The sequence below is a fragment of the Hymenobacter sp. NBH84 genome, assembly GCF_014217645.1.
GTDB lineage: Bacteria > Bacteroidota > Bacteroidia > Cytophagales > Hymenobacteraceae > Hymenobacter > Hymenobacter profundi.
This window is the reverse complement of the sequence record NZ_CP043644.1, coordinates 3,806,699-3,820,131: the sequence shown is the minus strand read 5'-3', so window position 1 is coordinate 3,820,131 and position 13,433 is coordinate 3,806,699. Positions and strand designations below refer to the sequence as shown.

14 protein-coding genes and 1 tRNA gene are annotated in these 13,433 nt (G+C 56.2%); 8 read left to right on the top strand and 7 right to left on the bottom strand.

The window, feature by feature from the left end; translation table 11 throughout:
* Window positions 1-576 precede the first annotated feature (576 nt).
* Window positions 577-861: a GIY-YIG nuclease family protein gene (locus tag F1C16_RS16020; RefSeq protein WP_185281624.1), complete on the top strand. Its 285-nt coding sequence runs from the start codon at window positions 577-579 to the stop codon at window positions 859-861.
* A gap of 204 nt (window positions 862-1,065) precedes the next feature.
* On the opposite strand, the gene F1C16_RS16015 is transcribed toward F1C16_RS16020, so the two are convergent.
* The gene (locus tag F1C16_RS16015) at window positions 1,066-2,028 is read right to left on the bottom strand and encodes a ribonucleoside-diphosphate reductase small subunit (RefSeq protein ID WP_185281623.1); all 963 of its coding nucleotides are present in this window, start codon (window positions 2,026-2,028) and stop codon (window positions 1,066-1,068) included.
* Between the two features lie 56 nt (window positions 2,029-2,084).
* Here F1C16_RS16015 and F1C16_RS16010 point away from each other — a divergent pair, with 56 nt between their 5' ends.
* The 3 genes from F1C16_RS16010 (at window position 2,085) to rpmA (ending at window position 3,223) form a co-directional block, all read left to right on the top strand.
* Entirely contained in the window at window positions 2,085-2,285 is a 201-nt protein-coding gene (locus F1C16_RS16010; protein ID WP_185281622.1) for a hypothetical protein, read from the top strand.
* Window positions 2,286-2,497: 212 nt separating this feature from the next.
* Window positions 2,498-2,803 carry a 50S ribosomal protein L21 gene (gene rplU, locus F1C16_RS16005; protein ID WP_185281621.1) on the top strand — a complete coding sequence of 102 codons (306 nt, stop codon included), beginning with the start codon at window positions 2,498-2,500 and terminating at the stop codon, window positions 2,801-2,803.
* 114 nt (window positions 2,804-2,917) lie between these two features.
* Entirely contained in the window at window positions 2,918-3,223 is a 306-nt protein-coding gene (gene rpmA, locus F1C16_RS16000) for a 50S ribosomal protein L27 (RefSeq protein ID WP_185281620.1), read from the top strand.
* Between the two features lie 75 nt (window positions 3,224-3,298).
* Here the strand turns inward: rpmA and F1C16_RS15995 are convergent, their stop codons facing one another.
* The 4 genes from F1C16_RS15995 to hemW form a co-directional block, all read right to left on the bottom strand.
* The gene (locus F1C16_RS15995) at window positions 3,299-4,069 is read right to left on the bottom strand and encodes a cyclase family protein (protein ID WP_185281619.1); all 771 of its coding nucleotides are present in this window, start codon (window positions 4,067-4,069) and stop codon (window positions 3,299-3,301) included.
* A gap of 165 nt (window positions 4,070-4,234) precedes the next feature.
* Window positions 4,235-4,894 (bottom strand): alpha/beta fold hydrolase, encoded by a 660-nt coding sequence (locus tag F1C16_RS15990; RefSeq protein ID WP_185281618.1) that lies wholly within the window; start codon window positions 4,892-4,894, stop codon window positions 4,235-4,237.
* Between the two features lie 136 nt (window positions 4,895-5,030).
* Window positions 5,031-5,528 (bottom strand): hypothetical protein, encoded by a 498-nt coding sequence (locus F1C16_RS15985; protein WP_185281617.1) that lies wholly within the window; start codon window positions 5,526-5,528, stop codon window positions 5,031-5,033.
* 58 nt (window positions 5,529-5,586) lie between these two features.
* The gene (hemW, locus tag F1C16_RS15980) at window positions 5,587-6,717 is read right to left on the bottom strand and encodes a radical SAM family heme chaperone HemW (RefSeq protein ID WP_185281616.1); all 1,131 of its coding nucleotides are present in this window, start codon (window positions 6,715-6,717) and stop codon (window positions 5,587-5,589) included.
* A 234-nt stretch (window positions 6,718-6,951) separates the two neighbouring features.
* On the opposite strand from hemW, the gene F1C16_RS15975 reads away from it, so the two are divergent.
* From F1C16_RS15975 to F1C16_RS15965, 3 genes are all read left to right on the top strand, one after another.
* Window positions 6,952-8,814 (top strand): BamA/TamA family outer membrane protein, encoded by a 1,863-nt coding sequence (locus F1C16_RS15975; protein WP_185281615.1) that lies wholly within the window; start codon window positions 6,952-6,954, stop codon window positions 8,812-8,814.
* A 121-nt stretch (window positions 8,815-8,935) separates the two neighbouring features.
* Window positions 8,936-9,008 (top strand) — tRNA-Met (locus F1C16_RS15970).
* Window positions 9,009-9,148: 140 nt separating this feature from the next.
* Window positions 9,149-9,421, top strand: a complete 273-nt coding sequence (locus tag F1C16_RS15965; RefSeq protein ID WP_185281614.1) for a hypothetical protein — start codon at window positions 9,149-9,151, stop codon at window positions 9,419-9,421.
* A 7-nt stretch (window positions 9,422-9,428) separates the two neighbouring features.
* Here F1C16_RS15965 and F1C16_RS15960 read toward each other — a convergent pair whose 3' ends face one another.
* Window positions 9,429-10,022 carry a pentapeptide repeat-containing protein gene (locus F1C16_RS15960; protein WP_185281613.1) on the bottom strand — a complete coding sequence of 198 codons (594 nt, stop codon included), beginning with the start codon at window positions 10,020-10,022 and terminating at the stop codon, window positions 9,429-9,431.
* A gap of 112 nt (window positions 10,023-10,134) precedes the next feature.
* Between F1C16_RS15960 and F1C16_RS15955 the strand changes: the two genes are divergently transcribed.
* Window positions 10,135-10,578 (top strand): hypothetical protein, encoded by a 444-nt coding sequence (locus tag F1C16_RS15955; RefSeq protein WP_185281612.1) that lies wholly within the window; start codon window positions 10,135-10,137, stop codon window positions 10,576-10,578.
* A gap of 134 nt (window positions 10,579-10,712) precedes the next feature.
* Here the strand turns inward: F1C16_RS15955 and F1C16_RS15950 are convergent, their stop codons facing one another.
* Entirely contained in the window at window positions 10,713-13,247 is a 2,535-nt protein-coding gene (locus F1C16_RS15950; RefSeq protein WP_185281611.1) for a DUF5686 family protein, read from the bottom strand.
* Between the last annotated feature and the right edge of the window lie 186 nt (window positions 13,248-13,433).

Here is a 13,433-nt window from a genome sequence, read left to right as displayed (position 1 = left end):
CCTACCCTGGAGGGGCGCAGGCACTGATTCGAGAAAAGGTGAGCCGAAGGAACTTTTCGACTATTGATAGTCGGAAGATATTCGTCTCGAAGGTGTAGGACAAACCTTTCCTTTAGAAGTTTTCCACATAATCGCAAAGCGGTAGTGCTCAGCCGCTTTTTGCATAGAAACTAAAGAATATAGCAATGAAATATTGCTAGTAAAATAGGGTTGCGAGTTTGCGGGAGGAATGGTATTGTAGGAGGTAGGCGTAGCGTAGAGGAACCGCCGAAAATCGTCTGTCATCCTGAGCTTGCGAAGGACCTTATGCCCGCAGAACGAGTTGTTGGTACATTACCTTTCAAAACTACCTGTCATCCTGAGCATGTGGCGCATCAAGCCAGTGTCGAAGGACCTTCTCACGTCAGCACGAGTCGTTGTTATATTACCTTTTGAAACCACCTGTCATCCTGAGCGGAGCGAAGGACCTTATCACGCTAGAACGACCATCGTAACAACGACTCATGTTGACGTGAGAAGGTCCTTCGACACTGGCTTGATGCGCCACATGCTCAGGATGCAAACTAGAAAGACTTCATGCCCTACTACATCTATATCACCACCAACCCCGCCCGCAACGTCCTCTACATCGGCATCACCAACGACCTCCGCAACCGCATCGCGCAGCACTACGAGAACCGTGGCACCACCCAAACCTTCGCCGGGCGCTACTTCTGCTATAACCTGCTATACTTCGAGGAATACACCGACAGCAAAGCGGCCATTGCCCGCGAGAAAGAGCTGAAAGGCTGGACCCGAGCAAAGAAAGACGCCCTGATTGCGACGCAAAATCCGCAATGGGAGTTTTTGGAGGTAGGGTAGGGTAGGGTAGGGTAGGGTAGGGTAGGGTAGGGTAGGCACAAAAAACGCCTGTCATCCTGAGCGGAGCGAAGGACCTTCTCACAGTAGAAAAACCATCGTACCAACGACTCGTTCTACCGTGAGAAGGTCCTTCGCTCCGCTCAGGATGACAGGCGAAAAAAGTTGCCTAATAGCAGCTATTAGCTAGGGCAGGAATAGCTAAAATTAAAAGTCCTCGTCCAGCGAGAAAACGTTGTCGTTTCGCTCGCTCATCACGCCAGCTTTCTGGTATTCAGCCACGCGCTTCTCGAAGAAGTTAGTCTTACCCTGCAACGAAATCATCTCCATGAAATCGAAGGGGTTGGTGGCGTTGTAGATCTTGCCGCAGCCCAGCGCCACCAGCAGGCGGTCGGCCACAAACTCGATGTACTGCGACATGGTAGTGGAGTTCATACCAATCAGGTTGACGGGTAAGGCGTCGGTCACGAACTCCTGCTCAATGCTCACCGCGTCGCGGATGATTTCCTGCACGCGGGCCTCGGGCAGCTTGTTGTTGAGGTGGTCACGGTAGAGCAAGCAGGCGAAGTCGCAGTGCAGGCCTTCGTCGCGCGAAATCAGCTCGTTGCTGAAGGTCAGGCCGGGCATCAAACCACGCTTTTTCAACCAGAAAATAGAGCAGAACGAGCCCGAGAAGAAGATGCCTTCCACGGCCGCAAAGGCAATCAGGCGCTCGGTGAAATTCTCGGAGTTGATCCACTTAATGGCCCAGTCGCCCTTCTTCTTCACGCATGGTACGGTTTCCAGCGCGTTGAACAGACGGTCTTTTTCCTGCGGATTTTTAACATAGGTGTCAATCAGCAGCGAGTAGGTTTCAGAGTGGATGTTTTCCATCATCACCTGGAAGCCATAGAAGCAGCGCGCTTCTGCCGACTGCACTTCCTGCATGAAGTTGACGGCCAGGTTTTCGTTTACGATGCCATCGGAAGCGGCGAAGAAGGCCAGCACGTGGGAGATGAAGTGCCGCTCGCCATCATTCAAATTATCCCAGTCCTTTTGGTCTTGACCCAGGTCAATTTCCTCGGCAGTCCAGAACGAGGCTTCTGCCTGCTTGTACATCTGCCACATATCGTTGTGCTGAATGGGAAACAGCACGAAACGGTTGGGATTTTCGGTCAGTAAGGGTTCCATAAGCTGAAGTAAGTAGTAGCAGAGTAAGGATACGATACCAGCCAAGCTGGTCGGTAATGCAACACGCCAAAAAGCACAAGGTTGTTGCAAAAATGGTGAGTGGGGCACTTACCATTTCTTCAAAGATAGGCGACCTGCTTCCGAACCGGGCCGTGGAACGTTATTTTTTGTATGTTAATTTTTTAGTATGGTCTATTTCAACAGATGAGCGTTTTTCTCGAAATGGGATAGTGAAAAAAGCTAATCTTATCAAATAGAGAATAGTTATCCACATTTTGAGTGTGGACAATGTAGTTTATCCACAAAATTCGTATTCGCGTGTTCCTTAATAGAAGGTTTACACATAAAGGCCAGGTAAAAATCAGCGCTGGCAAAAGGCGAGTAAATGAAGATTAGCGAGTTAGGCTTGCAATTATGAATTTAACGGCGTACTTTTGCCTTCCATTTTTCAGAAACCGCGAAGACACTGATGTACGCAATCGTCGATATAGCTGGCAAGCAGACCAAGGTCGAAGCCGACAAGTTCGTTTACACCCACAAGCTGGCTGGCAACGTCGGCGACTCGGTAGAGCTGGGCAATGCCCTGCTGACCGATGATAACGGCACCATCTCCATTGGTGCTCCCACCCTGGACGTGAAAGTAACGGGTACCATTCTGGCGCACGTAAAGAGCGACAAAGTATTGGTGTTCAAGAAGAAGCGTCGTAAAGGTCACCGCAAGTTGAACGGTCACCGTCAGGACTACACCAAAGTACAAATCAACAGCATCGGCTAGTTTTTCAATAGCTGTTAGCTGATGGCTTTTAGCCGTTAGCAGGCAATTTGACTAGCTTGCGCTTTACACAGAAAGCTAACGGCCTACAGCCACTAGCTAAAAGCTTAAAAAAACATGGCACACAAGAAAGGTGTCGGCTCGTCTAACAACGGCCGCGAATCGCATAGCAAGCGCCTTGGCGTGAAAATCTACGGTGGTCAGAGCATCATCTCCGGCAACATCATCGTGCGTCAGCGTGGTACCAAGCACCACCCCGGCCAGAACGTGGGTATCGGCAAGGACCACACCCTGTTCGCTATGATCGACGGCACGGTACAGTTCCGCAAGGGCCGTGGCGACCGTTCGTTCGTATCGGTTGTTCCTGGTGAAGTAGTTGCTTCGGAAGTAACCACTTCGGCCAACGCCGCTGCTGCCGAGTAGATAGTAACAGTTGATTATACCCAAAGGGGCCATCCACATGGATGGCCCCTTTGCGCATTGTGGGCTTACCAAGTGCTATTTCAAAAGTGCGTAGAGGATGGGTTTGCTAGGACTGGCGTCCAGCACCAGACTTGTAATTTGCAGATTGAGTAGGTGGAGGCCATCCTCCACCGCATCAGGCACAAAGATCAGTTCCGTGATGGTGGCCGTATGCCGCGTAGCGTGAGGATACTGCCAAAAGGCATGGTGGGCCATTAACTGGCCGCCATCCTCCTCGCGGTCTACGCTGGGCAGGTCTACTAATAGATGCTCTATGTGGCGCTTGGCGAGGTAGTGTGCTAAGGCAGGCTCCAGATAGGTAGGGTTGGTGCCAGAGTAATGACGAGTACGCTTTGCCCGATGGTTGGGCAAGGTGCGCAATACAAGCGCCTCGGGCATGATGGCTGCGTCGGGGCCTTTCTCCAACTCGCGCTGCACGTCGGCCAGCAGCACTACCTGGTCGCCGTTGGGTAGAGGGCGTAGCTGCACCGATACCAGCCGGGCCACAAACAGAAAGCGGCGTAAGCAATTGCTGAGTAATGCATCCGGCTCGGCCGAGATATGGCCGTAACACTCCGTATGCGTGCCGTTGCCGTGAGGTGTGAGGTGCACGCGCTTGTAGTTAGTGCTACCCCCTTCGGCTACGCTGCCTACAAAATCGCCTACTCGGATGGTTTCTACCTCCACCGGCTCGGCCCAGAAACAGTTCACCTGCTCTAGGCCAGGCGCCAAGGGTAGGGAAATATCCAACGGCGCGCTAGGGTCGAAAGAGTATGTGCGGCCGTGGTAGGGGTAGGTAGCGAGCATGTGGTGGAATAGTGAAATTGTAAATTGCCTGTCATTCTCTAATTGTCATCCTGAGCTTGCGAAGGACCTTATTACGTTAGAACGAGTTGTTGTTATGATCATCGTTCTAACGTAATAAGGTCCTTCGCAAGCTCAGGATGACAATTAGAGAATGACAGGCGCCTTTTATAACAAGTGACTTGCTGACTTCAGCATCCCATTCAAAATAACGCTGATTTCCTCAGCGTGCGTAAGCACCATGAAGTGGCCGCCGCCGGGAATGAGGTAGTCGACGGAGGAGGGGCCGGGCGGGAACACCCGGTCGCGGGTGCCCAGTATCTGCACGCCCTGACCAATATCAGTGCTGTCCCAGTGCAGCAGCCGATGGATGGCCCAACGAGTATACACAGGTTCCATATCGCGCAGAATCTCGCGGAACAGCTGATACGCTTCGCCGTTGCTGATATCGAAATACCACTGCCCCACGCGGGGTAGCAGCTTCAACAATTGCGGCGGCACCAACTTATACACGCCCGTATTGCGGATAATGCGTAGGAGCGGCGGTAGGCAGTCGGCATCTGGAATGCTGCTAATGAGTACGGGACGGGCCAGAGGCCGCAGCCGGCACATTTCTAGGGCCACTACTCCGCCAAACGATACGCCCACCAGCAGGCATGGCTCGTCTTCCGCCACCCGCTCAGCCATACGGGCTACGTAGTGGGGTAGGGTTTCGTGCGGCTCGGGTGTAAGCCACTGTAACACCTGGGTTCCGGCGTGCAAGCGCGGCTGCAAGTAGCGGAAAATGCGTTCATCGGCGCCCAGTCCCGGTAGCAGGTATACCTTCATCGCAGATGATGTCTGAACCACGGATTCGCTCGGATTCATCAGATTACACAGATTTTGTGGGAGAATTAGGTAGTGGTTGTTTGGCGGGATTGGCCAAAAAATCCGTGTAATCCGATGAATCCACGCTAATCCGTAGTTAGGGCTCCAGGCGCAGGAAGATGCCTTCGAGGTAGAAAATATTGTGAGGACGCTCGTCGTCAAAATCCTCTTCTTCTTCCTCAAACTCTTCCGACTCATCAACATCCGAGGGTAGCTGCACAAATGAAATTTCTTCTTCCTCGTCGTCCGGACCATCGGCGGGGTAGGTGCAGGCCAGTTTGAGCGCTACGCCAGGTAGGGGCACGGGGGGCGCTTCGGAGGTATTGTATTCGAGCAGGCAGGGCCACTCCGTTACGGTGGCCAGGGCTTCGGCTACCTGTTCCTGTAGGGCCTCGGTCCGGTCGCCGGCCAAGCGCAGCAGCAGATCCAGCGACTGAAACTGCAAGCCCAAATGAAAGAAATACAGAGTGTTGTCGAAAAACGTGGTAGCCCATACCGTTACGTCATTCGTGTTGTCGAACACGATGGCCGTAATCTGTACCTGCTCCACAAAGAAATCGGCGTTGTCCGCCAAAGCATCTATCAAGCGTTCCATTACTACAGATTTACGCCGAATTTCTTGAATTCACCGAAAATAGATGAGCGCCGCAACGCTACTGAAACAGTGCCAGCGTGATATGATCGGCCAGCAGCTTGCCTTGGTCAGTAAGGACCAGCACGTCGTGGTGTAGCGTGGCCCAGCCGTCGGTTTGCAATTGCCGGAGGTAGGGGCCATGCTGCGCGGGTAGGTCCACGCCCAGGGTGTCGCGCAGGTGCGCTAGGTCGCAGCCGCGGGCGGTGCGCAGGCTAGTCATCAGGTACTCGTTGGCGCGGTCCTGGGCAGAGAGGTTTTCCACGGTGGCCGGCACCTCGTCGTGCTCCAGCACCGCCGTTACGTAGCGGGCGTTGTTGGCCACGGTGTACTGCCGGGTGTGGCCGTCGAAGGAGTGCGCGCTCGGTCCCAGCCCCAGGTAGGGCACGCCGCGCCAGTAGGCCGAGTTGTGGCGCGACTCGCGGCCGGGCTGGCAGAAGTTGCTGATTTCGTACTGCTGATAGCCGTGCCGGGCCATTTCGGTGAGGAGCAACTCGAATTGCTGCGCCACAAACTCATCGGGCGGTGCCTGCATGGTGCCTTTTTTCAGGCGATGCCCAAACACGGTACCCGGCTCGATTGTAAGGGCGTAGCACGACAGGTGCGGCACTCCCAGCGCAAAGGCCGCGGCCATGTCCTGCTCCCACAAGGCGTGGGTAGGGGCAGGCACTCCGTAAATCAGATCCACCGAAATATTCTCGAAACCCGCATCCTGCGCCGCCCGCACCGCCTGGCCAGACTCCTGGGCCGAGTGGGCACGGTTCATCAGGCGCAGGTGCGGCTCGTGGAAGCTCTGCAACCCAATGCTCAGGCGGTTGATGGGTGAGGCTGCCAACTCTCGCAGTTTGGTAGGCGTGAGGTCGTCGGGGTTGGCTTCCAGCGTGATTTCGGCGTCGGGCGCTACCGCAAACTGCTGGTAAATGGCCGCGAAAATCGTGTCTAGCTCGGCGGCCGTCAGCAACGAGGGCGTGCCCCCGCCCAGGTAGATGGTTTGGAGGGTAGGGGAGGGGCCAAGGTAGGCGGCGCGCAACTGGATTTCCCGCGTCAAGGCCTCCACAAACCGACTTTTCAGCGCCATAGAGGTGCTGAAATGGAAGTCGCAATAGTGGCAGGCCTGTTTGCAGAAAGGAATATGAAGGTAAAGGCCGGACATGTGTTAGTAATTGGAGCAGAAGAACGTCATTTCGACCATTCTGCGCATCAAGCAGAGAAGAGAAACCTCGCGTGCTTCCAGTAATTTCCTAATGGTTGAGTTAGCGTGGCAGGCGAGATTTCTCCCGCTGTCCGAAATGACGTTGTTCACCTACAACACAACCAACAATGGAAAGGTAACTTTAGGCTGACTTTTTGAAAGGAAGCGCGTTGCGCCGACGTTATCAGCCTACAAATGTACGTTCGTGTCCTTGTGTTCTGCCTAGTGGGCTGGCTGCTGAGCAGCCAGGCAACCTCGGTATGGGCGCAGGTGACCCCTACCCTACCCAACCAGCCAGGCCTACAAACGCCCCCGCTACCGCCCAAGGCAACTGCGCCCGACTCCACCGCCAAGCGCCGCATGCCGCGCAAAATTCCTCGGTTTGTGCGCCTGCGCACGGCCGATGCCGCCGACCAGGCCGTGTTGCGCCGCTACCGCTACCGCCCCACGGCGCCCGATTCGCTCACGGCCCTGCGCACTGTGCGCGAGGTGGTGCTGGCCCTGCAAGCTAATGCCTACCTCACGGCCTCCGCCGACCAGCTGCACTGGTCGCGCGATACGCTGTTGGCCGATTTATACGTAGGCGAACAGTTTCGGTGGGCACGCCTGCGCAACGGCAACCTCGGCGACGCCCTGTTAACGCGCGCTGGCTACCGGGAGCGGTTTTTCACGGGCCGCCCCTTCGTGCCCGGGGAGTGGACCCGCTTGCAGGAGCGTATTCTGGCCGAGGCCGAGAACCAGGGCTACCCCTTCGCCACCGTACGCCTCGATTCGGTGGAGCTGCGGGGCAACGAAGTGGACGGCCGGGTGGTGCTGGACCGCGGCCCGGTCATCGTTTTCGACTCACTGGAAGTGATTGGCGCCACCAAAACGCGGCGCAACTTCCTGATCAAATACCTGCAAATATTTCCCAATCAGCCTTTCAGTCAGCAACGGGTAGAGGCGGCCGCCCAGCTGTTGCGCCAGCTGCCCTACCTGCAAGTGAAGGCCGAGCCCGAGGTGCGCTTTGCCAGGGGTAGGGCGCGGGTGTACCTGCTGCTGGCTGACCGCTCGGCCAACCAGTTCGATGCCATTGTGGGCGTGCTGCCCAATCCCAACCCCACGGCCACCCAAAACCGCGTGCAGCTCACCGGCGACGTCACCATCAACCTGCGCAACATCAAAGGCGGCGGCAAGCAACTGGGGTTGCAGTGGCGGAAGGTAGACGCGGCTTCCCAGCAGTTGGATGCGCAGTATGTGCACCCCAATTTCTTCGGTACGCCGCTGGAAGTGGCCGGCACGTTCAACCTATACCGACAAAACGACGCCTTCCTGACCATCCGGCCGCGCCTCCAGGTTACCTACCCCACGCCGCGAGCAGGGCGCCTCACCGTTTTTACGGAGTTGCGCAGCTCCCGCCTGCTCGATACGCTGCTGGACACGCGCACTACTCTCCCCGACAACATCGACTCCGAATACACCAATTATGGCCTCAGCTACACCTGGAACTCTCTTGATGATCTGCTGTTTCCGCGCCGGGGCGTGCTAGTGGCCGTGCAAGGCAATGTGGGCAACAAGCGCATCAGCCGCAACCCTGAGTTGAACGAGGAGCTGTACGCAGGACTAGCCCTGCGCTCCACGCAGGTAGGGATGAGCGGCCGCGCCGAGCGCTACTACCGCGTGGGCTCACAAGGCGTGCTGCTCACGCGGGTGCACGGCGAGGCGCTGTTCAACCAACGCCTGTTCCTAAACGACCTATACCGGGTAGGCGGTTTGGCTACCCTGCGGGGCTTCAACGAGTTCAACTTCTACGCTAGTCAATATGCCGTGGGCACCGCCGAGTTCCGGCAATTTACAGGCAACGAGGCCTACGTATTCCTGTTCGTGGACCAAGCCTACATCCGCCGCGACCTCACCAACGATTTCCGACAAGATGCCCCCACGGGGCTGGGTGCCGGCCTGAGCTTCCGCACCGGCGCCGGCCTGTTTCAGTTCGTGTATTCCGTGGGGCGCACCCGCGACCAATCCTTCTCCTTAAATGCTTCCAAAATTCACTTTGGCATCACGAGCCGGTTTTGATGGTAGGTTAGTTTAAAAAAATAACGATTTGATAATCAGGTGTTCAGTAATTAATTACAGGTTTTTGTAACTGTAAAGTGTGCTTTATCGATAAAATTCCTACATTTGCATCACCAAACAGTGCGGGGTGGAGCAGTTGGTAGCTCGTTGGGCTCATAACCCAAAGGTCACTGGTTCGAGTCCAGTCCCCGCTACCTCGAGAAAAGGCCAAATGATTCACAAGAATCGTTTGGCCTTTTTCTTTATTTCCGTTACTTGCCTGTAGGCCTGCCAAGCGCGGCAGGAAACTATTCGGAAGGAATAGGGTTTTTACAGGCATCTTATCCCCATGCTTATGTCACACGAAGTAGCTAACCTGGATATGGCCGCGGCCACCCGGCACCTGCCGGTCGTGCACTATGCGTATTGCACCGATGCCTCCGACCGTCCCCTCAACCACCGCGGCGACTGGCCCGAGGAGGGCACGCTGTACCCTATCCGCGTGGTGCCCAGCCGTCTGGAAGGCATGGAGCTGGTGCACGTGCTGAATTTCGAAGGCGAAGCGCCCTACTATAATGCCTTCGGGCCGCAACGTTTTGCTGTGGTAGCAGAGGTGTGGCTGAACTAAAGACGGCCTACTCTATCACCAAATCATATTTGCCAACCAGACCTACAAGTCCGGCTACTGTGAAACGGGCACTGCGCAACGGATTATTCTCCGGGTCGATGGTGAAATCGGTGGCAGTGGTGAAATCGGCGCCGCTGAGCTGCGTGTAGTGAAAAATTGCTCGGCCGAGGGTAGCGTGCGCAAATGAAGCGTTGCTGAGGTCAGCCTGGGTGAAGTCGGCTTCGGTGCAGGAGCAATGCCGGAAGGAGGTGCCCCGCAGCTTCTTGCCCGCGAAGCTGGCGTAGTGCAGCTGGCATTTGTCGAAATCGACGCTAAACAGCATATCCTGGCAGGCTGCGAATTGTACGCCCGTGAGCTTGCACTCTATAAACTGCACGCCCTGTAGGCCCGCACCGGTGAGGGTAGCCAGCGAAAGGTTGCATCGCTCGAAGCGGCAGTCGATGAAGCGCTTATGTCGCAAATCTGCTTCCGTGAAGTTGCAATCAACAAATAAGCACTGCTCCCATTCAGTCTCTACCTTGAGCTGATCGGCTGTCCAGCGTTCAAAAGTGTTTTCGGGTAGGTAGATGTTAGAGCGCTTTGGAGGCGAGGGCTTCTTCATACCTGCGAAGAAACAAAATTAGCAGAGCATAGGCTACAGAATCCGTTTGCCGCTATATTTCGTTTGTGTTAAAGAACCACGGTTCAGCTCCTTCCCTTCTTCTCTCCCGCCCATGACCTATTTCCCTCTGCTTACGTTGGCGCTGCTGGTAGCCGTGCCCGAAGTCCCAACAACAGCCGGACCTACTGCCGTTGAGCATTATCAGCAAAACCCAGCCGAAACGAAATTCAATCGACTGGGAGCTGATATGATGGCCGTAGTCCAACGGGCTTTATCGGCGACCAACGATGCCGAGGCCATTGCCACTTTGCAGAAGGAAGGCGCTCCATTGCGTCAGCAGGCGCAGCAGTTGCGCCCTACCTATGCGCAGTGGATGGCTGGGCTTAGCTCGCGCGAAAAGGCTGGCGTGCGGGCACGGCTGCAAAACTCCAGCTTTGCCACCTACTTCGGTACCCTCGAAACCGACCCTCAGCTAAACAACCGCCTACGCAGCAACCCAAAGTTGAACCAAGCAGTGAAAGACCTGCTCAGCACGCTGGATATGCGCGCGAAGTAGAGGTTGTTTTTTTTATTTGTCATCCTGAGCTTGCGAAGGACCTTCTCACGCATGAACAAGTCGTTGTTACGAGTATCTTTCATGCGTGAGAAGGTCCTTCGCAAGCTCAGGATGACAGCGCGTTTAGCACAGAATCACAGCTTGAACTGAAAGCTGACTTTAGCGCCGAAATTCCGAGCGCCGGGGGAGTCGCGGTAGGTGAGGCGGTGAATGAAATCGACACGCACTACCCTAAAGATATTCTCAACGCCATAGCCTAGCTCGGCATAGGGTGCCCGGCCTAGCGCCTGGAAGGTAGGGAGCGGCTCACCAAACTGGTTTTCGGTGGGGTTGATGGCCCGGTTAGCCCTGCTGATTCCCCCATATAGCACGTTGCCAGTTACCAGTAGGCGCCAGTTCAGCTTGCGCAGCAGCGGCACGCTATTGATAAGAAAGCCATCCAAGTGGTTTTCGAGCTTGAGCGCCACGTATTTGTCGCTCACAAACTCAAAGTACCGCATCAGATTATAGGCGCCGGCATTGTAAAATGGCGTTTGGTTGCCGAGGTGGTTTTTGAGCAGGGGGTAGGGCACCGTGCTCGGAATGTAGCCCGCGTCCAAAATGTAATCGGTGCGGCCGAGCTGGCCTAATTTCACACTTTGCGTTACCAGAAAATTCAGCTTTTGGTATTTGAAATCGCTACCCAGCACGTTGTTGAGGCCCACCGTGTAGCGGAGCGTAAACACTGGCCAGCGCATCAGCCCAATAGAGTAGCGGCGGTTTTGCGTCTGACTCTGCACCAGCACCTGGTCGCGGGCGTAGCGCGACTCCACCACAACTTCCGACAAAGTAAAATTGTCTTCGGTGGGGGCACCAGGCGCGGGCACATCGGTATAGTAAGCAAAGGGGTAGAGCGGACGGAACTGCTGGTGGCGAAGAATCACCTTCTGCGTAAAGCCCCGGAACAGGTCGCTTTGCAGGGATACGCTGCTCAGCTCGCGCAGTAGCGGCCGGCTGCTACGAATGTTACCCAAGCGCGCTGAGGCCTCAAACAATGGGTTTTCCAGCGCGTAAGCATTGTCCAGGAGGGCAATCTGCTCGATATCGTGCCGACGCTCTACGGTGGCTACTGTCCAGGTGCGGCGGTCCAGAATGCGACTGATCTGCGCGCCGTACTTGAAGCGGCCGTCGCGGGTGCCGTAGGCCAGGTAGGTGCGCAGCAGCCAGTTGCGGCTAATGGCGGGCGTGGTCCGAAAGCCGAGCTGAAAGCGGTGGCCTTCGATGCTGTTGAAGGCGTAGGTGCTCAGCACCGGTCCCAGGTCCAGCTTGCCCGCACGGTAGTAACCATTCACGGCAATGTCCATGATATCGAGCACCGTGCGCACCTCGGGTAGGCGCTGCACCGAGTCGAGGGTAGCGAAGGTGCCCTGCTCGCGGGCCGTGAGCGTATCGGGGCGGTTTTCTTCCCAGAAACCGGGCGGGGTTTCGTAGGCGCTGGCCAGGGTTTCGATGGGCAGGTTGTAGAACTCGGCCGGGCGTTCCTGATTCACCACAAAATCGGAGTTGATGGTGGTGAACTCGGCCCGGAAAGCCGGACTTTTCTTGAGGGGCTTCACGCCCAGTTCCACGTGCGTGCGGCGCGGCAGGCCCGGCCCGGCCGAGGAGGCCACCATGTCCTGCTGCACCACAATGTTGTCGGCGAAATTGAGATTCACGGAGGGACTTACCTTCAAATCCACGCGGCGCAGGGCGTAGGTTTCGGCGTTGATCCAAATCAGCCCCGTAAAGGCCAGGTCGGCGGGGCGGCGCGGCTCCACGGCAATACGGTAGCAATAGTCAGCGCCCAGGAACACCGAGTCCTGCAGCTCGTATTCGTAGGTGAATTTCCAGCCGTCGGCAATGGGCGAGATGAAATCCTTACCCAACAACTGCTGCCAGTTGCGGTAAAAATCCCAGTCCTGAAACGAGGTGCCCATAATCTGCGACAGCACCGAGCCCTCGCGCGGGGCCAGGCCGTGCATCTGCGTGTGCCGGATTTCCTCGCGAGTCAGGCGCGGCTGCGACTGCACGTAGAAGCGCGAAATGGCCTCGGAGGCGAAGATGGGTAGGGCCACCCGCCCGCTGGTGGTGTCGCTCAGCGCGCCCAGGCTGTCGGCCACGTCCTGAATCTGCTGGAACAGGCTACCCTCCTCCGGGTCGCGGGGCATGTTAGCCAGGAACACCTGGAGGCGGTTGTAGCTGTCGAAATCGTAGGTGTTGAGGCTGCGCTTGTTGTTTTCGTTTTTGTGCGCCTGAACCAACCGCAGAATACGGTAAGCCGGATTTTCGACCTCGCCGGGTGGGCGTATCGTTACCTCACCTAACGTGAAGCCGCCCCCGCCACCCAAGGCGAAATTGACGGTCTGCGTGGGTTGCGTGCCCACGGCTTTTTTCAGTGGTGTAAGACCCAGTGCCGAAGCGCCCAGCGAATCGACGGGTTGTGCTACAGTGAGGGTGAAACGGCCGTTTTCGTCGGCTGTGGTGCCCTGACTGGAGCCCGGCACGAACACCGATGCAAACGGCACGGCCTTGCCGGACTTAGCCTCCGTGACGCGCCCGGCAAAGCGCACCTGCTGCGCCACCACCGACAGCGTGCTCAACATCAGCAGCAGCCCTACCAGAAAATACACACGCGGCCGCAGCAAAAACATAGAAGAATATAACGAAAGGATGCCCGCCTCCCTTTACTGACAGACGAAGTTAAAGTTACGGTATATCCAGCAGGTAGGTGCCAACGTTCTCGGGAAAGTACTTGGTTCCGAAGCAGTTTCCCAAGAGCACGGCCATTTGCTTGTATCTTTGTCTGGAATGGTCCTTGGCCTTATATACTATACTCA

Bases quoted from the DNA above. Each gene is read 5' to 3' on its own strand.
- rpmA (WP_185281620.1), top strand. From the start codon at position 2,918: ATGGCACACAAGAAAGGTGTCGGCTCGTCTAACAACGGCCGCGAATCG.
- F1C16_RS15985 (WP_185281617.1), bottom strand. From the start codon at position 5,528: ATGGAACGCTTGATAGATGCTTTGGCGGACAACGCCGATTTCTTTGTG.
- F1C16_RS16015 (WP_185281623.1), bottom strand. From the start codon at position 2,028: ATGGAACCCTTACTGACCGAAAATCCCAACCGTTTCGTGCTGTTTCCC.
- F1C16_RS15965 (WP_185281614.1), top strand. From the start codon at position 9,149: ATGTCACACGAAGTAGCTAACCTGGATATGGCCGCGGCCACCCGGCAC.
- F1C16_RS15990 (WP_185281618.1), bottom strand. From the start codon at position 4,894: ATGAAGGTATACCTGCTACCGGGACTGGGCGCCGATGAACGCATTTTC.
- F1C16_RS15975 (WP_185281615.1), top strand. From the start codon at position 6,952: ATGTACGTTCGTGTCCTTGTGTTCTGCCTAGTGGGCTGGCTGCTGAGC.
- F1C16_RS16010 (WP_185281622.1), top strand. From the start codon at position 2,085: ATGCAACACGCCAAAAAGCACAAGGTTGTTGCAAAAATGGTGAGTGGG.
- F1C16_RS15950 (WP_185281611.1), bottom strand. From the start codon at position 13,247: ATGTTTTTGCTGCGGCCGCGTGTGTATTTTCTGGTAGGGCTGCTGCTG.
- hemW (WP_185281616.1), bottom strand. From the start codon at position 6,717: ATGTCCGGCCTTTACCTTCATATTCCTTTCTGCAAACAGGCCTGCCAC.
- F1C16_RS16020 (WP_185281624.1), top strand. From the start codon at position 577: ATGCCCTACTACATCTATATCACCACCAACCCCGCCCGCAACGTCCTC.
- F1C16_RS15995 (WP_185281619.1), bottom strand. From the start codon at position 4,069: ATGCTCGCTACCTACCCCTACCACGGCCGCACATACTCTTTCGACCCT.
- F1C16_RS15955 (WP_185281612.1), top strand. From the start codon at position 10,135: ATGACCTATTTCCCTCTGCTTACGTTGGCGCTGCTGGTAGCCGTGCCC.
- rplU (WP_185281621.1), top strand. From the start codon at position 2,498: ATGTACGCAATCGTCGATATAGCTGGCAAGCAGACCAAGGTCGAAGCC.
- F1C16_RS15960 (WP_185281613.1), bottom strand. From the start codon at position 10,022: ATGAAGAAGCCCTCGCCTCCAAAGCGCTCTAACATCTACCTACCCGAA.